This window comes from Ruminococcus sp. AF31-8BH, assembly GCF_003460605.1.
In the GTDB taxonomy this organism is placed as follows: domain Bacteria; phylum Bacillota; class Clostridia; order Lachnospirales; family Lachnospiraceae; genus Blautia_A; species Blautia_A acetigignens.
Map to the genome: position 1 here is coordinate 93,028 of NZ_QTVN01000001.1, position 21,252 is coordinate 114,279.

The 21,252-nt window shown below is 40.4% G+C and carries 23 protein-coding genes and 1 pseudogene; 21 read left to right on the forward strand and 3 right to left on the reverse strand.

Going from position 1 to position 21,252, the window contains the following annotated elements:
• The first annotated feature begins 23 nt into the window (after window positions 1–23).
• The 17 genes and pseudogenes from DWZ38_RS00400 to DWZ38_RS00490 form a co-directional block, all read left to right on the forward strand.
• Window positions 24–320 (forward strand): hypothetical protein, encoded by a 297-nt coding sequence (locus DWZ38_RS00400; protein ID WP_008687105.1) that lies wholly within the window; start codon window positions 24–26, stop codon window positions 318–320.
• A complete protein-coding gene (locus tag DWZ38_RS00405; RefSeq protein WP_003062492.1) occupies window positions 239–742 on the forward strand; it encodes an antirestriction protein ArdA in 504 nt (167 codons plus the stop codon). Before DWZ38_RS00400 ends, DWZ38_RS00405 begins: the two co-directional genes overlap by 82 nt.
• A 17-nt stretch (window positions 743–759) precedes the next feature.
• On the forward strand, window positions 760–1,263 hold the full coding sequence (locus tag DWZ38_RS00410; RefSeq protein WP_002323345.1) for an antirestriction protein ArdA: 504 nt from the start codon (window positions 760–762) through the stop codon (window positions 1,261–1,263).
• Window positions 1,264–1,370: 107 nt separating this feature from the next.
• Window positions 1,371–1,769, forward strand: a complete 399-nt coding sequence (locus DWZ38_RS00415) for a conjugal transfer protein (RefSeq protein WP_003061368.1) — start codon at window positions 1,371–1,373, stop codon at window positions 1,767–1,769.
• Complete coding sequence (locus DWZ38_RS00420; protein ID WP_003060327.1) at window positions 1,747–4,197, forward strand: ATP-binding protein; 2,451 nt, start codon at window positions 1,747–1,749, stop codon at window positions 4,195–4,197. Before DWZ38_RS00415 ends, DWZ38_RS00420 begins: the two co-directional genes overlap by 23 nt.
• Window positions 4,197–6,407 (forward strand): MFS transporter, encoded by a 2,211-nt coding sequence (locus tag DWZ38_RS00425; protein WP_003060083.1) that lies wholly within the window; start codon window positions 4,197–4,199, stop codon window positions 6,405–6,407. The genes DWZ38_RS00420 and DWZ38_RS00425 overlap by 1 nt, the downstream gene beginning before the upstream one ends.
• Complete coding sequence (locus tag DWZ38_RS00430; protein WP_003059774.1) at window positions 6,404–7,411, forward strand: bifunctional lysozyme/C40 family peptidase; 1,008 nt, start codon at window positions 6,404–6,406, stop codon at window positions 7,409–7,411. Before DWZ38_RS00425 ends, DWZ38_RS00430 begins: the two co-directional genes overlap by 4 nt.
• Before the next feature lie 16 nt (window positions 7,412–7,427).
• Window positions 7,428–8,339 (forward strand): conjugal transfer protein, encoded by a 912-nt coding sequence (locus DWZ38_RS00435; protein WP_003062215.1) that lies wholly within the window; start codon window positions 7,428–7,430, stop codon window positions 8,337–8,339.
• A gap of 144 nt (window positions 8,340–8,483) precedes the next feature.
• Window positions 8,484–8,798, forward strand: coding sequence for a DUF6442 family protein (locus DWZ38_RS00440; RefSeq protein WP_003061887.1), 315 nt, complete (start codon window positions 8,484–8,486; stop codon window positions 8,796–8,798).
• Between the two features lies 1 nt (window position 8,799).
• A complete protein-coding gene (locus tag DWZ38_RS00445) occupies window positions 8,800–9,009 on the forward strand; it encodes a helix-turn-helix transcriptional regulator (RefSeq protein ID WP_007286202.1) in 210 nt (69 codons plus the stop codon).
• 14 nt (window positions 9,010–9,023) lie between these two features.
• Window positions 9,024–9,353: a DUF3784 domain-containing protein gene (locus tag DWZ38_RS00450; RefSeq protein WP_003061243.1), complete on the forward strand. Its 330-nt coding sequence runs from the start codon at window positions 9,024–9,026 to the stop codon at window positions 9,351–9,353.
• A 15-nt stretch (window positions 9,354–9,368) separates the two neighbouring features.
• On the forward strand, window positions 9,369–9,599 hold the full coding sequence (locus DWZ38_RS00455) for a hypothetical protein (RefSeq protein ID WP_003060191.1): 231 nt from the start codon (window positions 9,369–9,371) through the stop codon (window positions 9,597–9,599).
• 166 nt (window positions 9,600–9,765) lie between these two features.
• Window positions 9,766–10,536, forward strand: coding sequence for an ABC transporter ATP-binding protein (locus tag DWZ38_RS00465; RefSeq protein ID WP_003061398.1), 771 nt, complete (start codon window positions 9,766–9,768; stop codon window positions 10,534–10,536).
• Window positions 10,526–11,368, forward strand: coding sequence for an ABC transporter permease (locus DWZ38_RS00470; protein ID WP_003060411.1), 843 nt, complete (start codon window positions 10,526–10,528; stop codon window positions 11,366–11,368). The genes DWZ38_RS00465 and DWZ38_RS00470 overlap by 11 nt, the downstream gene beginning before the upstream one ends.
• Window positions 11,369–11,388: 20 nt before the next feature.
• Complete coding sequence (locus DWZ38_RS00475; protein WP_001814874.1) at window positions 11,389–11,472, forward strand: 23S rRNA methyltransferase attenuation leader peptide; 84 nt, start codon at window positions 11,389–11,391, stop codon at window positions 11,470–11,472.
• A 124-nt stretch (window positions 11,473–11,596) separates the two neighbouring features.
• A complete protein-coding gene (erm(B), locus tag DWZ38_RS00480) occupies window positions 11,597–12,334 on the forward strand; it encodes a 23S rRNA (adenine(2058)-N(6))-methyltransferase Erm(B) (protein WP_117479738.1) in 738 nt (245 codons plus the stop codon).
• Between the two features lie 169 nt (window positions 12,335–12,503).
• Window positions 12,504–12,803, forward strand: a pseudogene (locus DWZ38_RS00490) (topoisomerase C-terminal repeat-containing protein); the annotation flags it as partial.
• Window positions 12,804–12,894: 91 nt separating this feature from the next.
• On the opposite strand, the gene tnpA reads toward DWZ38_RS00490, so the two are convergent.
• Window positions 12,895–13,365, reverse strand: a complete 471-nt coding sequence (gene tnpA / locus DWZ38_RS00495) for an IS200/IS605 family transposase (RefSeq protein ID WP_009264818.1) — start codon at window positions 13,363–13,365, stop codon at window positions 12,895–12,897.
• A gap of 480 nt (window positions 13,366–13,845) precedes the next feature.
• On the opposite strand from tnpA, the gene DWZ38_RS00500 reads away from it, so the two are divergent.
• The 4 genes from DWZ38_RS00500 (at window position 13,846) to DWZ38_RS00520 (ending at window position 16,368) form a co-directional block, all read left to right on the forward strand.
• On the forward strand, window positions 13,846–14,265 hold the full coding sequence (locus tag DWZ38_RS00500; protein ID WP_003061815.1) for a sigma-70 family RNA polymerase sigma factor: 420 nt from the start codon (window positions 13,846–13,848) through the stop codon (window positions 14,263–14,265).
• 3 nt (window positions 14,266–14,268) lie between these two features.
• Window positions 14,269–14,523 (forward strand): helix-turn-helix domain-containing protein, encoded by a 255-nt coding sequence (locus DWZ38_RS00505; protein ID WP_002322727.1) that lies wholly within the window; start codon window positions 14,269–14,271, stop codon window positions 14,521–14,523.
• A 373-nt stretch (window positions 14,524–14,896) separates the two neighbouring features.
• Window positions 14,897–15,100: an excisionase gene (locus DWZ38_RS00515; protein ID WP_002322728.1), complete on the forward strand. Its 204-nt coding sequence runs from the start codon at window positions 14,897–14,899 to the stop codon at window positions 15,098–15,100.
• A 77-nt stretch (window positions 15,101–15,177) separates the two neighbouring features.
• Window positions 15,178–16,368 carry a site-specific integrase gene (locus DWZ38_RS00520; RefSeq protein ID WP_003062094.1) on the forward strand — a complete coding sequence of 397 codons (1,191 nt, stop codon included), beginning with the start codon at window positions 15,178–15,180 and terminating at the stop codon, window positions 16,366–16,368.
• 408 nt (window positions 16,369–16,776) lie between these two features.
• Here the strand turns inward: DWZ38_RS00520 and DWZ38_RS00530 are convergent, their stop codons facing one another.
• Both DWZ38_RS00530 and DWZ38_RS00535 read right to left on the reverse strand, forming a co-directional pair.
• Window positions 16,777–19,650, reverse strand: a complete 2,874-nt coding sequence (locus tag DWZ38_RS00530) for a glycoside hydrolase family 3 protein (RefSeq protein WP_117849388.1) — start codon at window positions 19,648–19,650, stop codon at window positions 16,777–16,779.
• A 150-nt stretch (window positions 19,651–19,800) separates the two neighbouring features.
• Window positions 19,801–21,117, reverse strand: coding sequence for a sensor histidine kinase (locus DWZ38_RS00535; protein ID WP_178105235.1), 1,317 nt, complete (start codon window positions 21,115–21,117; stop codon window positions 19,801–19,803).
• Between the last annotated feature and the right edge of the window lie 135 nt (window positions 21,118–21,252).

Here is a 21,252-nt window from a genome sequence, read left to right on the forward strand (position 1 = left end):
TAAAATCAGATTGGAGTGATGAAATGAGCGATATTTTTAAGGATATGCAGGCAAACGTCGGCTGTGATTATATTTCTAACCTGCCCTCTTACAAGCGTAAAGTGTGGCATGAAATGAAGCGATTACCGCTTACGAATTATGATATAAAACAGTTAGAAGATTTTTCAAAGTATGTGTTTGGTATGTCGTACCAGAGCTTAAAAGATGTGATGAAGCAACAGAAAGGACGTGAGGAACAATGCAGGAAACAAGGGTGCTGGTGGAAACGAGAGGAACAACTGGCGAAGAAACAATATCATACTGGTTCGACCTGCCGATAGATGTTGCCGAGTTTGAAGAAAAGTTAGGTATCGGTGCAGAAAGTGGGGATTATCGTATTATCGAAAAGGTGTTGCCTTATGCTGATGAAGTCCACGAACACACCAGCGTGTACCAGCTCAACGAATTAGATTTTATGTACCGCCAGCTTTCAAGTGATATGCAGGAAGAATATGTATCACTACTTACGGTGTTTGAAAATTTAGAAGCACTTTATATTTGCAGGAACGTGATTATTGTTTATCCCGACTGTAAAAGCATGATAGATGTTGCAAGGCAAAAGCTGATGAACGACCCGATGTTCAAGCATTTATCCGAGGACTGTCAAGAATACTACTTTGACTTTGAAGCCTACGCTTCTCACTTGCAGGAACACGGGAAATTTTTAGTAACAGAACACGGTATCTTTGAACTGCCAGAGTAGGAAATGAGGTGGTGCTTATGATTGATGATATGGCGGTTTATATTGCTAATCTTGGCAAATACAATGAGGGCTATTTAGTCGGTGCTTGGTTCACGTTCCCCATTGACGAGGAAGATGTGAAAGAAAAAATCGGCTTGAATGAACAGTATGAGGAATACGCTATCCATGATACCGACAACTTTCCCATTGCGATTGGCGAGTATGTTTCCATTGAAGAACTCAATGAGATGTATGAAATGATAGAGGAACTTCCCGACTATATTGTAGAGTGTCTGGACGAATTTATCAGCCACTATGGGACGCTGGAAGAAGTCGTGGAACATAAGGACGATATTTACTATTATCCCGACTGTGAAACCATGACAGATGTTGCCTACTACTACATAGACGAATTGCAGGCACTTGGGGACATTCCACCCAGCTTACAGAATTACATTGACTATGAAGCCTACGGGCGAGATTTGGATATGGGCGGTTGCTTTATTGAAACAAGCCGAGGTATGTGCGAGATACCATATTAACGCTGGAAGATCAGCGACAAGCATTGTTGCTACTGACAGCGTATTTCTCTTTAAGGGACAGTCTGAAAATGGCTGTCCTTTTCTATTTTGAAAGGAGCTGAAAGAACTTGAAAAAGATTAAAAGCTACACGGGTATCTGGAACGTGGAAAAAGTCTTGTATGCAATCAATGACTTTAACTTACCCTTTCCCGTTACTTTTACACAGATTACATGGTTTGTGATTACGGAATTTATCATCATTCTGTTTGGGGATATTCCCCCACTTTCCATGATTGAGGGAGCATTTCTCAAATACTTTGGTATTCCCGTTGCTCTCACTTGGTTCATGTCGCAGAAAACCTTTGACGGAAAGAAGCCGTACAGCTTTTTGAAATCACAGATAACCTATGCCCTGCGACCAAAAATCACTTATGCAGGAAAAGCCGTAAAACTGCATAAGCAGATATTGAATGAAACAATCACGGCAGTAAGGAGTGTGAACTATGTTCCCGATAAAATATATTGACAATAACCTTGTCTGGAACAAGGACAATGAGGTGTTCGCCTACTATGAGCTGATACCATACAACTATTCTTTTCTATCCGCAGAGCAGAAATTTATCGTGCATGACAGTTTCCGACAGCTTATCGCACAGTCCCGTGAGGGTAAAATTCATGCGTTGCAGATTGCCACAGAAAGCTCAATCCGCAGTATGCAGGAACAGTCAAAGAAGCTGGTAACTGGAAAATTAAAGGAAGTTGCCTGCCAGAAGATAGACGAACAGACCGAAGCGTTAGTATCTATGATTGGGGACAATCAAGTGGACTACCGCTTTTTTCTTGGCTTTAAGCTCATGGTTACGGAAGAACAGCTCAATCTGAAGAACATCAAAAAATCGGTGTGGCTGACGTTCACAGAATTTCTCCATGAAGTGAACCACACGCTGATGAATGATTTTGTTTCCATGCCGAATGATGAAATCAACCGTTACATAAAAATGGAAAAGTTACTGGAAAATAAAATCTCCCGTCGCTTTAAGGTGCGTCGCTTGGAAATCCATGATTTTGGGTATCTCATGGAACATCTTTACGGCAGGGACGGTATCGCTTATGAAGATTATGAGTACCAGCTACCAAAGAAAAAATTGAACAAAGAGACGCTGATAAAATACTACGACCTTATCCGTCCGACAAGGTGTGTGATTGAGGAAAGCCAGCGGTATTTACGATTGGAACATGAGGACAAGGAAAGCTATGTGTCCTATTTTACCGTCAATGCGATTGTAGGAGAGCTTGATTTTCCGTCGTCTGAAATCTTCTATTTCCAGCAACAGCAATTCACATTCCCCGTTGATACGAGCATGAATGTAGAAATCGTGGAAAATCGGAAAGCATTAACGACCGTCCGCAACAAGAAAAAGGAACTGAAAGACCTTGATAATCACGCCTATCAAGCAGGAAGTGAAACCAGCTCAAATGTGGTGGACGCTTTAGACAGCGTGGACGAGCTGGAAACTGATTTAGACCAGACAAAAGAAAGTATGTATAAGTTAAGCTACGTCATACGGGTGTCTGCACCCGATCTTGACGAGCTGAAACGCCGTTGTGATGAAGTCAAGGACTTTTACGACGACCTCAATGTAAAGCTGGTGCGTCCTGCTGGGGATATGCTGGGGCTTCATTCTGAATTTTTACCAGCCAGCAAGCGATATATCAATGACTATGTGCAGTATGTAAAATCAGATTTTTTAGCTGGGCTTGGCTTTGGTGCGACACAGCAGTTAGGAGAAACTACGGGTATCTATATGGGCTATTCTGTTGATACGGGAAGAAATGTGTACCTGCAACCGTCCCTTGCCAGTCAAGGTGTAAAAGGTACAGTTACCAACGCTTTAGCGTCTGCTTTTGTCGGTTCGCTTGGCGGTGGGAAATCGTTCTGTAACAATCTTCTGGTATATTATGCGGTGCTGTTTGGCGGTCAAGCACTTCTGTTAGACCCTAAAAGTGAGCGTGGTAACTGGAAAGAAACGCTCCCAGAGATTGCACATGAAATCAATATCGTAAATCTTACCAGCGATAAGGACAATGCAGGGCTTCTTGACCCGTTTGTGATTATGAAGAATGTAAAAGACGCTGAAAGTCTGGCAATCGACATCTTAACATTCCTTACGGGTATTTCTTCAAGGGACGGCGAAAAATTCCCCGTACTTCGTAAGGCAGTACGCTCCGTTACCCAGAGCGACAGTCGGGGCTTGCTCCATGTGATAGACGAGCTACGCCGTGAAGATACGCCCATATCAAGAAATATCGCAGACCATATCGACAGCTTCACGGACTACGACTTTGCACACCTGCTGTTTTCAGACGGTACGGTAGAAAATGCTATCAGTCTGGATAATCAGCTCAATATCATTCAAGTAGCCGACCTTGTACTGCCAGATAAAGATACCACTTTTGAAGAATACACGACCATTGAATTGTTGTCTGTGTCTATGCTGATTGTGATTAGTACCTTTGCCCTTGATTTTATCCATTCGGACAGAAGCATTTTTAAGATTGTCGATTTAGACGAAGCGTGGGCGTTCTTAAATGTGGCACAAGGAGAAACCTTATCAAATAAGCTGGTTCGTGCTGGGCGAGCTATGCAGGCAGGCGTTTATTTCGTTACCCAGTCTGCCTATGACGTGTCAAAGGAAAGTCTGAAAAACAATATCGGCTTAAAGTTTGCATTTAGAAGCACGGATATAAACGAGATAAAGCAGACCTTAGAGTTTTTCGGTATCGACAAGGACGATGAGAACAACCAGAAACGCTTGCGTGATTTGGAGAACGGACAATGCTTATTGCAGGACTTATACGGGCGTGTCGGTGTGGTGCAGATACACCCAGTCTTTGAAGAACTGCTACACGCCTTTGATACCAGACCGCCCGTACAGAGAAATGAGGTGGAGTGATGAAAGAAAGGATAAAAGGTGTGTTCACAAAAAAGAAGATTTTCCACTTTCTCAAAATGGCTCTGTTCGTGGTGGCACTCTCCCTTATCCTGCTTTCACTTTTGGGGACGGTGGCTCATGCGACGGGGCTTGTAGACGATACCATAAACGCAGAAAATCTTTATTCAAAATATCCCCTTTCCAACTACCAGCTTGATTTTTTCGTCGATAATAGCTGGTCGTGGCTTCCGTGGAACTGGCTCGACGGTATCGGAAAATCGGTACAATACGGGCTGTACTGCATTACCAACTTTGTCTGGACTATCAGTTTGTATTTGAGTAATGCAACGGGCTATGTGGTGCAGGAAGCCTATAAGCTGGACTTCATCAATGATATGGCAGACAGTATCGGAAAGAGCATACAGACCCTTGCAGGCGTTACCGAGAACGGCTTTTCTTCTACGGGCTTCTATGTTGGTTTCCTGCTTCTCATTATCTTAGTGGTGGGAATGTACGTTGCTTATACGGGACTGATAAAACGGGAAACCAGCAAAGCACTTCACGCTGTTATCAACTTTGTGGTGGTGTTCGTGCTGTCCGCTTCATTTATTGCTTATGCTCCCGACTATATCAAGAAGATAAATGAATTTTCATCAGACATCAGTACCGCTTCTTTGGATTTGGGAACAAAAATCATGCTCCCTAACTCCGACAGCGAGGGTAAGGACAGCGTGGACTTGATACGGGACAGCCTATTTTCTATTCAAGTGGAACAGCCGTGGCTCTTGCTTCAATTCGGGAACAGCAACGCAGAAGAAATCGGGACAGACCGTGTAGAAGCTCTCGTATCGGCAAGTCCAGAGGACGAGGACGGGAAAACCAGAGAGGAAGTCGTGAAAACAGAAATCGAGGACAACGACAATAACAATCTGACAATACCGCAGGTCGTGAACCGTTTGGGTATGGTGTTCTTCCTCTTGTTCTTTAACTTGGGTATCACGATATTTGTATTCTTGCTTACGGGCATGATGTTGTTCAGCCAGATACTTTTTATTATCTTTGCAATGTTTTTACCTATCAGTTTTTTACTTTCCATGATACCGAGCTATGAAAGCATGGCAAAGCAGGCAATCGTGAGAGTATTTAATACCATAATGACACGGGCAGGAATAACGCTCATTGTAACGGTGGCATTTAGTATTTCCAGTATGTTTTACAACATTTCCACAGACTACCCATTCTTTATGGTGGCGTTCTTGCAGATAGTATGTTTCGCTGGTATCTACATGAAGCTGGGCGACTTAATGAGTATGTTCTCACTTAATGCTGGCGACAGTCAAAGCATGGGACGACGCATATTCCGCAGACCGTATCTGTTTATGCGACATCGGGCTAGGCGTATGGAACACCGTATTGCAAGGGCGGTAAGTGCTGGCGGTATTTCGGGCGGTGTAGCTGGTGCGGTGGCTGGAAGTGCCGTTGCTGGCAAGAGAGCCGAAAGAAAAAATACGGCTTCTAAAGAAAATCGGGGCAATACCACTTCCAGCATGGGACAGCGTGCAGGTTCAAAAGTCGGTGCTGTTTTAGATACGAAAAATAAAGTGAAAGACAAGGCAAACGCTGTCAAAGAGAATATCAAGGATATGCCGACACAGACCGCTTATGCGGTGTATTCCGCAAAGGAAAAGGCAAAGTCCAGCGTGTCCGACTTCAAGCGTGGCATGGTGCAGGAACAGCAGTCCAGACAGACGGGACGCTTGGAAAAGCAGGAACAGCGTAAGAAAAATATCGCTGACAAACGTATGGAGCTTCAAAAGGCACAAGAAGCAAGGCAGGTACAGCGAAAGGCTGACGGATCAGCGACAACGGGAGCTACCCGTCCCCATGAGCGACCAGTCACAGCTTCAACCATTCCAAAGCCGAGTGTTGAAAAAATGCAGGAAGTCAAACGCCCAGCCACAGCTCCAACTCCGAAAGCAAGTGAGCCAGTCAAGACAAATGTTATCAAAGAGCGTCCGTTATCTTCTGGTGCTTCTGATAAGAAAGCACCCCAGCCTACACAGACAGTACATAGGCAGAATGTAGAAAAAGTGGTATCGCAGGAAACACGCCAGAATGACACCAAAGACCGCAGGATAAAGGTTCAGCAGACCCAGAGCGTCCAGAAGAACCAGCAGACCATAGAGAAAACCCGTAACCTTGTAACGAAGAAAGGACAGAAGAAAAAATGAAACTGAAACATATCGCTATCATTGGCAGTCTGTTTCCTATCCTCTTTTCTCTGGTGCTTTTCTTTGGCGTCCTCATTAGTGCGGACAGCGACGACGAGAACAGCAATTTTTCTTCTGGCATTACGGGTATGAACCTATCCGCAGAAGTCTTGAAACATCAGCCTATGGTAGAAAAATACGCCAGAGAAAACGGTATCTCCGAGTATGTCAATGTGTTACTTGCTATCATTCAAGTAGAAAGTGGCGGTACGGCAGAAGATGTTATGCAGAGTTCGGAAAGTCTTGGTTTACCGCCTAATTCCTTAGATACGGAAAGCTCAATCAAGCAGGGGTGTAAGTATTTTGCGTCCCTGCTTTCTTCCTGCAAAAATCAAGGTATCGACGACTTGAATGTAGCGATACAGTCTTATAACTATGGCGGTGGCTATGTGGGATATGTGGCAGGAAAAGGAAAAAAACACACTTTTAATCTTGCAGAGAGCTTCGCCCGTGAGAAATCGGGTGGAAAGAAAGTAACCTACACCAACCCGATAGCCGTTGCTAAGAATGGGGGCTGGCGGTATGGCTATGGAAATATGTTCTATGTGGAAGTAGTCAATCAGTATTTAGCAGTTCCGCAGGTATCGGGAGAACTGGCACAAAAGGTAATGAATGAAGCGTTGAAATATCAAGGCTGGAAGTATGTGTATGGTGGCAGTAACCCGAATACTTCCTTTGATTGTTCGGGATTGACGCAATGGTGCTATGGAAAAGCTGGTATCTCCTTACCGAGAACAGCACAAGCACAGTATGACGCAACCCAACATCTGCCACTCTCGCAGGCAAAAGCAGGCGATTTGGTGTTTTTCCATTCCACCTATAACGCTGGTTCGTATGTAACACACGTCGGTATTCTTGTTTCGCCGACACAGATGTACCACGCAGGCGACCCGATAGGATATGCAGACCTAAGTAGTAGTTACTGGCAACAGCACTTAATCGGTGCAGGACGAGTAAAACAATAGAAAGGACTTGAAAAATATGTTTAAGAAGAATAAGAAACAGACAGAAACTATCAAAGAACCAAAAGAAAAAAAGGTGCGTACTGTCAAGGTAGGCACACATAAGAAAACCGTGATTGCGTTGTGGGTGGTGCTTGTCGCAAGCGTGAGCTTTGGGGTGTATAAGAATTTTACGGCTATCGACCAGCACACCACCCATGAAAAAGAAATCATTGAACTTTGCTTGCAGGACACCAACGGGATAGAAAATTTCGTGAAAAACTTTGCGAAGTCCTATTACACATGGGATAACAGCAAAGAAGCTATCGAAGCAAGGACGCAGGCAATCAGCGGTTATCTGACAAAGGAATTGCAGGACTTAAATGTAGACACCATTAGAACCGATATACCGACCAGCTCCACGGTTACAGATGTGATTGTATGGCATATCGAGCAATCGGGAGCGGACACTTTTTCTGCTACCTACGAAGTAGATCAGCAGATAAAAGAGGGAGAACAGACAAGCAATGTGAAAGCAACCTATACTGTAAAAGTCTATGTGGACGCAGACGGGGATATGGTAATCGTTCAAAACCCTACCCTTGCACCAGCAGTTGAAAAATCAGACTATGAGCCTAAGACACCAGAAGCAGACGCAAGCGTGGACGCTGATACGGTAAATGACGCTACCGCTTTTCTGGAAACATTCTTTAAGCTGTACCCAACAGCGACGGAAAAAGAGCTTGCTTACTATGTATTGGGAAATGTGATTGAACCTATCGGCAGGGACTACCTTTATTCTGAACTGGTAAACCCTATCTTTATAAAGGACGGCGACAATGTGAAAGTCAAGGTTGCGGTAAAATTCATTGATAATCAGACAAAAGCGACGCAGGTATCGCAGTATGAGCTTGTGCTACATAAGGATAGTAACTGGAAGATTGTAGGATAAATGATATAGCGTGCATTTCCTATCAGATTTGCACGCTTTTACAAAACGACAAGAAAACTGTGCAAAAATATTGACTTGTAATGACCGAATGCTATAATATAAATGACAAGTGTACTTGGTATTATTTGAAGGGAGCGTTATATAATGGATAAAGAAAAAATACTATCACAAAACAAAAAAGAGAATCTATATCTTGATGAATACGAAAAACATATTAAACTTCAAGGGAAATCTTTTGGCTTAATGTTTGTTTTATTTATCTGCATTTTAATTCTTTTCATTAAAGCAGTTTGTAAAGAACCTTACTATGACATAATGACAATTATTGGGTCTGTGGCATTTGGCTCTATGGGTTATGAAGCACATATTTCAAAAAATAAATCCAAATTTGTTATTGCTTTATTCTTTTTTCTATTTATGGGGTATTACTTTTATAAATTTTTAATGGTAGGTTTATAGAATGGACGAACATTTAATTTTGCGAAACAGATTAAAAACTGTACGAAAAGAAAAAAAATTATCACAAACAGAATTAGCTGAACTAGTCGGGGTTTCTCGGAATACAGTTAGTTCTATTGAAACTGGACAATTTAATCCAACAGCAAAATTGGCATTAGTGCTTTGTATAGCTTTAGATAAAAAATTTGAAGAATTATTTTATTTTGATTAAAGGAGAGAACGATTATGGAATTAGAGGAATTGATTGTTGAAATAGTTATAGGATTGTTTTTACTTTTTACATCTTATCAAATAGGTATAAAAGAGAATATTACTTTATTACATGGTTATCATTATACACAACTTGACCCTAAAGATAAAAAGGTGTTTACAAAAAAAATAGGAATAGGCACTTTACTGGTTAGTATTGGTATTCTTGTTATGCCGATTATCAATTTAATCTCTCATTCTGAATTAGGCTATTACATAGGTCTTATTTTGATTGTTGTAGGAGTGTTTTATATCATATTCATCATTGTAAAATACAATGGAAAACTTATTAGCTTTAAAAAGTAGAATTGAGGTATGAATATGATAGGACTGAACAAAAGAGATATAAAAAAGGCATTGAAAGCTGGTGCAAAAGCTGGCGGTGTATCATTGGCTGATGTTCGGGCGGATATTGAAGCTACGATTGATGAAGCTATGAATAGCACCGACCCAGAGGTGCAGGCAAATTTCAAAAAGTATTTTGGGAATAAACGCCCTACACCAGAAGAATATATTTATATCATTACGAAAAAGACAAAGGCAAAATTATAATAAAAGGGTCGTGGAAATGCTTCACAAAATTGTGATCTGCATTATCACGGCTCTTTTACTCTCTGTTTACTTTCAAAACTGTAAGTGTAATTGAATACTGCCCTTGCTATAATTTAATTGTATTCCAAAACAAATAAATGTGGCAGGAAGAAAGGAGCGATTTTTAATGGAACACATTTTAAATTTAGAGCAAGTAAAAAAATACTACGGGGGTAACTCTGGAAATATCACAAAGGCAGTAGACGGTATTTCTATGTATGTAGATAAGGGCGAATTTGTCGCAATCATGGGAGCTAGTGGTTCTGGAAAGACTACCCTATTAAACTGTATCTCTACGATTGATACTGTAACCAGCGGACACATTACAGTCAATAATCAAGATATTACCAAAATCAAGGATAAAGATTTTGCTGATTTCAGACGTGAAAATTTAGGGTTCATTTTTCAAGATTTCAACCTTTTAGATACTTTAACGATTGGAGAAAACATTTCTTTATCATTGGTTATCAACAAACAGAACCCTACTGATATTGAGAAAAGAGTTCATGCTATCGCCGATAAATTGGGTATTCGTGATATTTTATCGAAATTTCCTTATGAAGTTTCTGGCGGACAAAAACAGCGTTGTGCTTGTGCTAGAGCCTTAATCAATGAACCGAAACTGATTTTAGCTGATGAACCGACGGGAGCTTTGGACTCAAAAGCTTCCAGATTATTACTGGAAACAATGTCTGAAATCAACAAGAAAATGCAGGCTACTATTTTAATGGTAACACATGACCCGTTTAGTGCGTCTTTCTGTGAACGTATTTTGTTCTTGAAAGACGGTAAAATATTCAATGAAATTTTCAGAGGGGAAAAAAGCAGAAAAGATTTCTTCAATGAAATACTGGATATATTAACCTTGCTCGGAGGTGAAGTGGGAAATGTTAGGTAAGTTAGCGTATAGAAATACAAAAAGAAATATTAAAGATTATTTGATTTATCTGATAACCGTTACTGCATCCTTTTCTCTTATATTTGCTTTTAATTTGGTGGCAAATTCTGATGAAATTGTAAAGTTATGTTCCAGTATGGATGCATTTAAGAATTCATTGTTCGCTGTAAATATTCTTATTATTTTTGTGATATGCTTTTTGATCAACTATACAACGAAATTTATGTTTGAAAAAAGAAGTAAAGAATTAGGAACATATATGCTTCTTGGCATTAAGAAAAAAGAAATTGCCCACTTAGTTGTAATTGAAAATATACTGTTGGGAATTTTAGCATTTGTATTAGCTATTCCTATTGGCTTTTTATTCAGCCAGTTTGTGTCGTTAGTAATTGTAAACTTACTGGGTATTCCAAAAACTCTCTTTATTTCTTTGAATTTCGTTTCTATTGGACTATTGATAATTTATTTTTTAACTATTTATGTTTTGGTTTTGCTTAATCTATTAAGAAGAATAAGTAAAATGACGATACGTGATTTTCTTTATTTTGACAAACAAAATGAAAAGAAAATGTTCCGTGACAGTAAAAAAAGAAATGTCATTTTTGTTTTAAGTATTATTCTTGGTGCGATTTCTCTTTTTCTCTGGAATTCACGTTGTACTATGGATAATTTTAATAAGCAAGAAACACTTACTTATTTGATGGTAAGCGTAATCATGTTGATTATCAGCATTTATGGTATATCTACAACTTGTGCAGATATGTTCTTGACTGTTATCTTAAAATTTTGTATAATAGGAATTGAAGTTAAATTAGATGCTAAAAATTTGTAATTAAGAAGGAGGGATTCGTCATGTTGGTATTCCAAATGCGTAATGTAGATAAAACATCTACTGTTTTGAAACAGACTAAAAACAGTGATTACGCAGATAAATAAATACGTTAGATTAATTCCTACCAGTGACTAATCTTATGACTTTTTAAACAGATAACTAAAATTACAAACAAATCGTTTAACTTCTGTATTTATTTACAGATGTAATCACTTCAGGAGTGATTACATGAACAAAAATATAAAATATTCTCAAAACTTTTTAACGAGTGAAAAAGTACTCAACCAAATAATAAAACAATTGAATTTAAAAGAAACCGATACCGTTTACGAAATTGGAACAGGTAAAGGGCATTTAACGACGAAACTGGCTAAAATAAGTAAACAGGTAACGTCTATTGAATTAGACAGTCATCTATTCAACTTATCGTCAGAAAAATTAAAACTGAATACTCGTGTCACTTTAATTCACCAAGATATTCTACAGTTTCAATTCCCTAACAAACAGAGGTATAAAATTGTTGGGAATATTCCTTACCATTTAAGCACACAAATTATTAAAAAAGTGGTTTTTGAAAGCCGTGCGTCTGACATCTATCTGATTGTTGAAGAAGGATTCTACAAGCGTACCTTGGATATTCACCGAACACTAGGGTTGCTCTTGCACACTCAAGTCTCGATTCAGCAATTGCTTAAGCTGCCAGCGGAATGCTTTCATCCTAAACCAAAAGTAAACAGTGTCTTAATAAAACTTACCCGCCATACCACAGATGTTCCAGATAAATATTGGAAGCTATATACGTACTTTGTTTCAAAATGGGTCAATCGAGAATATCGTCAACTGTTTACTGAAAATCAGTTTCATCAAGCAATGAAACACGCCAAAGTAAACAATTTAAGTACCATTACTTATGAGCAAGTATTGTCTATTTTTAATAGTTATCTATTATTTAACGGGAGGAAATAATTCTATGAGTCGCTTTTTTAAATTTGGAAAGTTACACGTTACTAAAGGGAATGGAGATAAATTATTAGATATACTACTGACAGCTTCCAAGAAGCTAAAGAGGTCCCTAGCGCCTACGGGGAATTTGTATCGATAAGGGGTACAAATTCCCACTAAGCGCTCGGGACCCCTTGTAGGAAAATGTCCTAAGTGTGGCAACAATATTGTATTAAAAAAATCGTTTTATGGTTGTTCAAATTATCCTGAATGTAAGTTTACTTTAGCTGAACATTTTAGAAAGAAAAAACTAACCAAAACGAATGTAAAAGAATTACTGGAGGGAAAAGAAACCCTGGTAAAAGGAATCAAAAACAAAGAGAAAAAGCCCTACAATGCCGTTGTAAAAATTGGGGAAAAGGGATATATTGATTTTATCTCTTTTTCAAATCAAAACCACCGGCTTAGCCGGTGGTTTGTACTAGCCCTATAAGGGCTTATTACCGACGCTAAGTCTAAAGACTCATCGAATTTGGTTCGCCAACTGTACCGTCATTTACTTATTAAGCCCTATGGGGCTTATTTTATTTATTTTGGTTTACTGGCTCACCCGTAAACGGGTCAATATATTCTTTTAGTGTCATCTGATCATACTCTAAATCATTTTGTAATTGATTTTGAATATATTCTTGTATCTTCTTTGCATTTTTCCCTACAGTATCTACGTAATATCCTCTGCACCAGAAATGGCGATTTCCATATTTGTATTTTAAATTTGCATGGCGTTCGAAGATCATAAGTGTACTTTTTCCTTTCAAATACCCTACAAAACTTGAAACACTTAAACTTGGTGGTATCTTTACAAGCATATGCACATGGTCTGGGCATATCTCTGCCTCTACTATTTCTACACCTTTTCTTTTGCATAGCATACTTAAAATATTCGCAATATCCTGTTTCATCTTCCCATACGCTACTTTTCTTCTATATTTTGGTGCAAAAACAATATGATACTTACAATTCCATTTCGTATGTGCTAAACTGTTTATATCCATTTGGATAACCTCCTTTGATTTTATGTGGTTGGCGAACCAACATAATTATATCACTGGAGGTTTTTTACTGTAAGCTTAAGCAATGCTGACTCACCGGCCTAGCCGGTGGTTTATTTGTTCATCAAAGTTCCGTTTCTCTTCTGAGAAACTCCACTATGCTGAACAGGCTTAAAGCCTAACAAATAAACATAAAAGCCCTTTAAAGAGGGCTTTTATATATTAATCACAAATCACTTATCACAAATCACAAGTGATTAATCACAAATCACTTGTGATTTGTGATTCTTAATGATACAATATTACTATGTTTTAGCTTTAAAGGCTCGTACAGACTATATGTTTTGTGCGGGCTTTTTTCATACCCGAAAAAATTTAAAAAATTTTTCAAAAGAGGTCATTAAATCACACCTAGCTGTCCTTATATGGTGCGGAAAGAGGGATAAACACTTTTCAAATCATAAAGGAAAGGAGGTGAGATTGATGAAACCGTCTGACTTCCAGAAAACAGTTCAATGTCGTTTTGAAAGTTGTTTAAAGAAAGTTGTCCGTAGTGTCGTGAAAGATTATTACAAGGAATTAAACCGTCGTAAGAATAAAGAAATATCTTTCAGCGAATTGCCAGATGTCCTTGTTGATAAAATGGCTGTTTGGGACGACTACGAAACAGATTATACAATCTTTTCAGTATGTGGCATTGATATTCGTGTCCTTGATGATGAATTGGCAGAAGCCTTGAAGAAACTTCCAGAAAGAAAACGCAATACTCTGTTGATGTATTACTTCTTGGAAATGACAGAAAGTGAAATTGCCAACTTGCAGAAAATCACGCAAAGCGGTGTATTTAGAAACCGACATCACGCTTTGGAAACTATGAAAAAAATACTCAAGGAGGAACATTAGAAAATGAAACAGTTATTTAAGAAACCGTCTTATTACTTGATTTCATCAGCTATGGACGGAAACGAAAAAGCGATTGAAAAATTACTGGCATTTTATGACCCTTACATATCAAAGTGCTGTTTGCGTTCACTTTATGATGAATACGGCAATGTTTATATCGTTGTAGATATGGAATTAAAAGGACGTATCAGAGAAGCACTTATCAAAATGATTTTAGGTTTTGATATTGAAGATATGGACTTAGAACCAGAAGAATAAGCAGTTTTTAGCGGAGCATGATTTAATATCCCCCTCTTTCCTGCTCTGCCACCTGCTTTTATATGAAAGCAACACGCTTTCACCACAGCTCTTTGACAACTGAATAAAGCAGACAGATACGTTTGTGAGATGGCGAGCCACGGGGACTGTACGCCACGACCTTTTCAAAAGAAAGCGAGCGACCCACGCAGTGATCCGAGAGCGACTGTTGGAAAAGTTGTTTTGCCACGACCTATCCTCACAGAATAATGATACGTCCGCATGGTGCGGTTCTGCCCACAAGAATGGGAATAGTTGAGATACTAATGGAGCTTTCCAAAGCCGTCTGCCTGCTTGTAAAAAACGACACACAGTAAAGGGGGGTGCATAGATTATGAACAATACTGATGTGCCTATTTGGGAAAAATATACGCTGACGGTTGAAGAAGCGTCCAAATACTTCCGCATTGGCGAAAAGAAATTGCGTAAATTAGCCGAAGAAAATCTTGACGCTGGCTGGGTTATCGTGAACGGCAACCGTATTCAGATTAAGCGAAAACAATTTGAAAAAATCATAGATACATTGGACGAAATCTAATGTCATTGAGCCGTAGATATGGTATAATAAATATAGCGTATCACGGCTCGTTCCATGACGGAAAGGAGCTTTACACTATGTCTAATGTAAAACGAAAAGACAGTAAAAATCGCAATTTGCGTAATGGAGAGAGCCAGCGAAAAGACGGAAGATACGTTTATAAATATACCGATATATACGGAAAGCCACAATTTATCTATTCTTGGAAACTTGTACCGACAGACAAGACACCTGCTGGAAAGCGTGATGATATATCGTTGAGGGAAAAAGAAACACAGATTAAAAAAGACCTTAACGACGGTATCGATACAGCAGGCGGTAAAATGACAGTCTGCCAGCTCTACGACAAGAAGAACAGCCAAAGAAAGAACATCAAGAGGGCTACTGAAAAAGGACGACAGTATCTTATGAACGCTCTGAAAAATGACCCATTGGGTATGAGGGCGATTGATACTGTTAAGCAGTCGGACGCTAAAGAATGGGCTATCAGAATGAGCGAAAAAGGATACGCCTATAAAACGATTGATAACTACAAGCGTTCCTTGAAAGCGTCATTTTACATGGCGATACAAGACGACTGTATCAGAAAGAACCCGTTTGAATTTAAGCTAAGTGATGTTCTGGAAGATGATACGGAGCAGAAAGTTATCCTTACACCAGAGCAGGAAGAACGCCTGCTTGCCTTTATGGAAAAGGATAAGATTTACAGCAAGTATTATGATGAGGTTGTGCTTCTGCTGGAAACGGGACTTCGTATTTCTGAATTTTGCGGACTAACGACGCATATTGATATGCAGAACAGAATACTCAATATAGACCACCAGTTATTGAAAGACAGCGAAATCGGCTACTATATTGAAACGCCAAAGACCAAAAACGGAAAACGAGAACTTCCATTGACAGAACGGGCTTATCAAGCAATCCAAAGAATACTAAAGAACAGAGGAAAGGCACAACCGTTGATTGTAGGTGGTTATAGCAATTTCCTATTCTTGAACCGTGAGGGCTTACCTAAAGTTGCAGGAAACTATGAGGGCATGGTGCGAGGACTAATTAAGAAGTATAACAAGTATCACACGGACAAGTTACCGAACATCACACCACATTCATTCCGACATACTTACTGTACGAATATGGCAAACAGAGGAATGAACCCAAACACCCTGCAATATCTTATGGGACACGCTAACATAACCATGACACTTGGCTATTATGCACACGGTACATTTCAATCTGCAAAAGCAGAACTGGAAAGACTGGCTTGTTAATATCGGAGCTTATATTTACTACTCATTTACTACTTTTGGTTGCATTTTCATGCTGGTAAATGCCAGCTTATGCAAGGTATCTTCCAAAAAGAAAATACCGATAAAGCCCTAAAATACGGGATATATCGGCATTTACCAACTTATGAAAAGATAATCAGAAATTTAGTAAGTTTTTTAATAAAAAACACCCATCCGCAATATTTCAGCGGATCTAAACCTAATAGCAGTTTTTATTTCCCCAATCATCAAAAATGAAAGTGTAGTCCAAACGCATAATAAAAATCAATAGTTTTTGCATTGCAATGTAAAAACTATTGATTTTTAATAAGTTATTGCATTGTTATGTTTTTATGTATTAAAAGGCGCCTCCCCATTCCCCGGGGAAGCGCCTTTTGCGTCTAATCCGTCTTATTTCTTTTCTTCAACCACAATCTCAATCTTATTGTTTTTTCTGCATCTTCTGACGATCAAAATCACGCCGCCGATGATGATTACGGCCATTGCGATATCGAATGCGATCAGCCAGTACTGCCACAGCGGAAGTACTTTCTTAACTACTACATTTTCGTCGATTCCGTTCATTGCAGAGCTGGTTACAACGGTGTAGAGGATGTCGTGGGAAGCGTTTCTGAGGGCTGTGACTAAGGTTGCATTGTCAGATACATCACCCATTTTGTAAACCTCAGAGTCAGTGTTCAGCCACAGGTCAGTTCCTGCCTGAAGACCTGCATCGATGAACATGTAGCCGTCATTTGCAGATGCATAGTCGGTTACGATAATGCCGTGGAAGCCCCACTCATTGCCAAGAACGTTGGTGATCAGTTCTTTGCTTGCACCGCACCAGATACCGCCGATTCCGTTGAATGCAGCCATCATTCCGTGGCAGTCTGCATCCTTTACAGCCATTTCAAATGGAGTCAGATACAGCTCACGAAGGGCCTGCTCAGTGGTAAATGTGGAAATACCATAACGTCTCTGCTCCTGGTCATTCAGTACCAGATGCTTCAGATAGCAGTACATCCCCTTGCTCTGTGCACCAGCTACCTCATTTGCGCACATGGAACCTGCAAGGTAGGTATCCTCAGAATAGTACTCAAAGTTACGTCCGCCAAGGGGTGTTCTGTGGGTTCCTGCACCAGGTGCATACCAGCCCTGTACGTTTACAGAAAGTCCGTCCTCACCAATGCATTTACCAAACTCAAGTGCCAGATCCTTGTTCCATGTAGCTGCCAAAAGCTCCTGGTTCGGATATCCCATGCAGTCTACATCACTCATGATCAGCTCGCCGGAGATACCTGCAGGGCCGTCCTGGTCACTGGACATTGGCTTGCTGATGCTGTCAATTGCCATAGTCTGCCATCCGCCAAGACGAACCATTTCAACCATCTCGTCTACTGTCAGACAGTCAAGAACTGCATCCCATTCCTCGTCATCATAATCCTTTCCACGCATGGTGATCAGGTTGATGTTATCGCCGGAATTTGTAGTTGGCATCTCTTCGTTCGGGTCATCCTGATAAATATTATTCTGACTTAACTGTACAAATTCCTCTGTTGCTTCTGCATTGTATCTGCCTTTTTCGTTTGGCTCACCATAGATGGTCGGCCATGTTCCGGTCCAGTCATTTCTTGTCAGATATACATAGGAATCATCATAAGTCTGGATGTTTCCATAGTCAAACTGGTTTGTAATTTCATTGCCTGTTGCAGCATCTTTTGCGTAAGTTGTATTGTCAAATTCCTTCTGCTCGTAGGTTCCAACCAGAGAATCATCTCCGTCTGCATCCATGCCGTCTGCTGTTGTGTAACCCTTTGCAGCAAGAATATTGTTCAGTGCCTGATGGCAGTCATCGCCGATTGCAAAGTAATAAGTACCGTCATCTACAATGTAAGTTTTTGCATTTGTGTAATCATATGCACGAAGAGTTTCCTTCGGAATATCAATGCTTACAGTCTCGCTTTCACCAGGTGCAAGCTCTCCTGTTTTCTCAAATCCGCAAAGCTCAACTGCTGATTTTTCTACCAGATTTTCTCTGTCATAGTCTGTGTATGGAGACTGGAAATAAACCTCTACAACATCTTTTCCAGCCACATCGCCGCTGTTTGTAACCGTTACCTGTGCTGTAAAATTATCTCCGTTTTCTGTCAGAGAGAAGTCGCTGTAATCAAACTGTGTGTAGGAAATTCCATATCCAAATGGGTACTGAACCTGCTTGTTGTAATCGTATTCGCTGTCTGCTGTGGAGGCATTTCCCTGTCCAAGAACCGTGTCCTCATAGCGTGTTTCATAATAGCGATAGCCGATGTAAATGCTCTCACCGTAAACAGTGTAAGCGTTTTTCGGTCCGTTCTCCTCGTTGTTTGTGTTGGTCCACTCGCCATACTCAAAGATCTGAGTTGCTGGTGCACTCATGGAATCATAAGCATATGTATCCACAAGACGGCCGGACGGATTTACCTCTCCTGTCAGTGCTTTCGCAATGGAAGTGATACCTTCCTGTCCTGGATATCCTACCCACATGCAGGCCTTGATGTTCGGGAAAAATCTGGAATCAGACCAGCCCATTTCAATGGCATTTGCTGTGTTCAGCATAACGATTACATCATCGAAATTGTCGTTTGCATATTTTACAAGTGACATTTCTGCATCAGAAAGAGAGAGCTGATCTTCGGTAAGATCCTGTGCCTCTGCTCCATTTCTGGAGATGACTACGATTGCTGCATCGCTGTATTCTTTTACAGAATCTGCTACAGAATCCAGGTATGTGGATGGATCCTCTTCTTTTCCAACACGGGCTTCAGACTTCTCATAAACAGAGTAAAGATCCGGGTTTACCTGGAAGCCTTCTGCCTCAAGTGCATCCTTTAAGCTGGTTGTTTTGGAGGTGTCGATTGCTCCGGAACCCAGTCCGCTGTATACAAATTTTGCGGAACCAATTCCGAAAAGACTGATCTTTTTGCCGCTTTCAAGAGGAAGCACGTTGTCCTGATTTCTCATAAGAACAATTCCCTCTGCTACCAGCTGTTTGCTGAATTCAGTCTCGTGATCTACCAGCTCTTCGTGGCTGCTGTAGTCACTTTTGAAGTACTCATTGTCACTGCTTCCATCACCTGTAGTGGTAACCTTTGTTGTTGTGTGTCCAAGTGATCGGGTGATGATGGTGGTATATTTCATTGCGAAATAATTGCCTACCAGAACCACGATCAGAAGGATTGCAAGAACGGTTCCCCAGATTCCTGCAAATGCTTTGTTGCTCATTCGCTTTTTGGCTTTCTTCTCCATAATTGTCTTCTCCTAAAATTATTTCTATTGGCAAAATACAGAAATCCCAGCGTGCTGGCACCAGCTATTTCCTGCCCTTCCCAATTGCTTATGAGGCAATTATAACAAAAGAAAAAGCCCTCGCAAGGGCTTTGGAATGAACCGTCATTTTCATGACATGATTGGTAATAAAATGGTAAGAACGAAGTTTCCGTCCTGCACACGAACGCTGACAGTTCCCTGGTATTTCTCCACAATGGACTTGATGCTGCGGATACCGATTCCGTGATTTTCTTTGTCTGCTTTGCTGGTAAGGGGCAGGCCGTCCTTCATTTTCAGCTCTCCTTCAAAGGTGTTTTCCACCTGGATCACTGCAAAAAGATCTTTTTTCCACACTCGTACACCGATGCTTTTGAACTCATCTTTGCCTCGTTTTTCCACGCTTTCCACTGCGTTATCCAGAGCATTTCCCATAATGGTAAAAAGGTCTACCACATCCATAAATTCCAGCAGTTTTCCGTCTGCCACGCAGGTCCAGTCGATGTGATGGACCTTGCAGTAAAGGCCTTTTTCCATGAGGATGGTGTCCAGTGCTTCATTCCCTGTATGTACGTCACTGTCGTAAACCTGGATCATATCCTGCACATCTTCGATGAAGGATTTCCGCCTTTCAGAATGGCTTTCTGTCTGGATCAGGGCTTCAATCTGGTGCTTCATATCGTGGCATTTCCGGGTAATCATGGCAATATTTTCACGGGACATTTCGTACTGCAGCTGCCGCTGGTTCCACAGGTTTTTGTTCTCGGAAAGTGCTCTCTGGGCGCGAAGCTCGCTTTGCAGAATGGTTTCCAGCGCCAGCACCAGCACGCATGCTCCAAGGGCATAAATCTGATTTAAACGAAACAGCTTTATGTATTCCTTATTCGCTGTTCCAACTCCGATCACATCAATAGTTGTACTTTTTACCAGAGCACTTAAAACCAGCACGATTGTAAGAACTGTGACTGCCATAATTGCTGCGTTGGCGCGGCTTACGTGATAGTGCCCTTCATCCGGCAGCTTTCGTGCGATCAGAATAGTACCGATAAGATAAACACATACGTATAATCCCCAGTAGCGGATTCCTGAAAATTCAGGAATAACTCCCTGATAAAAAATGACAATAAATAGAGATGATGCCGTATGTTGAAGCAATGCACCGCAGGAAGCTGCCAAAATTGCATCTTTCCATGTAATGTCACAGCAAAAATAGCAAATCACTATAGTCAGTGCAAAAATAAAAATAAACCATATCCAGTTATAAATATTCGTTATATCAACAAAATAAGGATAAATTAATAAACTGGCCAAAAACAGCATAATCGCACTGGCTCCTACCCGCAGCCAGAAGCCTTTTCTCTTTTTTAGAAAAATAAAGAAACATAATGCTGCTGCCAGCATTTCCATGCAATAAGAAAATCCGTCCATTCCCTGTAACCATGTTTCCATCTTTCTCTCCCATAAATCCTGCATAAATTTAAACGTTTAATATTTTCATAGGCGCTGGAGCGTACAAATTGTGGGAATGATTTCTCAAACACGCTCTAATCTCACCTTGGAAAAGTTTCAGTAAAGATCCACTAA

Coding starts and splice junctions, on each gene's coding strand:
- DWZ38_RS00400 (WP_008687105.1), top strand. CDS start 24: ATGAGCGATATTTTTAAGGATATGCAGGCAAACGTCGGCTGTGATTAT.
- DWZ38_RS00405 (WP_003062492.1), top strand. CDS start 239: ATGCAGGAAACAAGGGTGCTGGTGGAAACGAGAGGAACAACTGGCGAA.
- DWZ38_RS00410 (WP_002323345.1), top strand. CDS start 760: ATGATTGATGATATGGCGGTTTATATTGCTAATCTTGGCAAATACAAT.
- DWZ38_RS00420 (WP_003060327.1), top strand. CDS start 1,747: ATGTTCCCGATAAAATATATTGACAATAACCTTGTCTGGAACAAGGAC.
- DWZ38_RS00425 (WP_003060083.1), top strand. CDS start 4,197: ATGAAAGAAAGGATAAAAGGTGTGTTCACAAAAAAGAAGATTTTCCAC.
- DWZ38_RS00430 (WP_003059774.1), top strand. CDS start 6,404: ATGAAACTGAAACATATCGCTATCATTGGCAGTCTGTTTCCTATCCTC.
- DWZ38_RS00435 (WP_003062215.1), top strand. CDS start 7,428: ATGTTTAAGAAGAATAAGAAACAGACAGAAACTATCAAAGAACCAAAA.
- DWZ38_RS00440 (WP_003061887.1), top strand. CDS start 8,484: ATGGATAAAGAAAAAATACTATCACAAAACAAAAAAGAGAATCTATAT.
- DWZ38_RS00445 (WP_007286202.1), top strand. CDS start 8,800: ATGGACGAACATTTAATTTTGCGAAACAGATTAAAAACTGTACGAAAA.
- DWZ38_RS00450 (WP_003061243.1), top strand. CDS start 9,024: ATGGAATTAGAGGAATTGATTGTTGAAATAGTTATAGGATTGTTTTTA.
- DWZ38_RS00455 (WP_003060191.1), top strand. CDS start 9,369: ATGATAGGACTGAACAAAAGAGATATAAAAAAGGCATTGAAAGCTGGT.
- DWZ38_RS00465 (WP_003061398.1), top strand. CDS start 9,766: ATGGAACACATTTTAAATTTAGAGCAAGTAAAAAAATACTACGGGGGT.
- DWZ38_RS00470 (WP_003060411.1), top strand. CDS start 10,526: ATGTTAGGTAAGTTAGCGTATAGAAATACAAAAAGAAATATTAAAGAT.
- DWZ38_RS00475 (WP_001814874.1), top strand. CDS start 11,389: ATGTTGGTATTCCAAATGCGTAATGTAGATAAAACATCTACTGTTTTG.
- tnpA (WP_009264818.1), bottom strand. CDS start 13,365: ATGGATATAAACAGTTTAGCACATACGAAATGGAATTGTAAGTATCAT.
- DWZ38_RS00500 (WP_003061815.1), top strand. CDS start 13,846: ATGAAACCGTCTGACTTCCAGAAAACAGTTCAATGTCGTTTTGAAAGT.
- DWZ38_RS00505 (WP_002322727.1), top strand. CDS start 14,269: ATGAAACAGTTATTTAAGAAACCGTCTTATTACTTGATTTCATCAGCT.
- DWZ38_RS00515 (WP_002322728.1), top strand. CDS start 14,897: ATGAACAATACTGATGTGCCTATTTGGGAAAAATATACGCTGACGGTT.
- DWZ38_RS00520 (WP_003062094.1), top strand. CDS start 15,178: ATGTCTAATGTAAAACGAAAAGACAGTAAAAATCGCAATTTGCGTAAT.
- DWZ38_RS00530 (WP_117849388.1), bottom strand. CDS start 19,650: ATGGAGAAGAAAGCCAAAAAGCGAATGAGCAACAAAGCATTTGCAGGA.
- DWZ38_RS00535 (WP_178105235.1), bottom strand. CDS start 21,117: ATGGAAACATGGTTACAGGGAATGGACGGATTTTCTTATTGCATGGAA.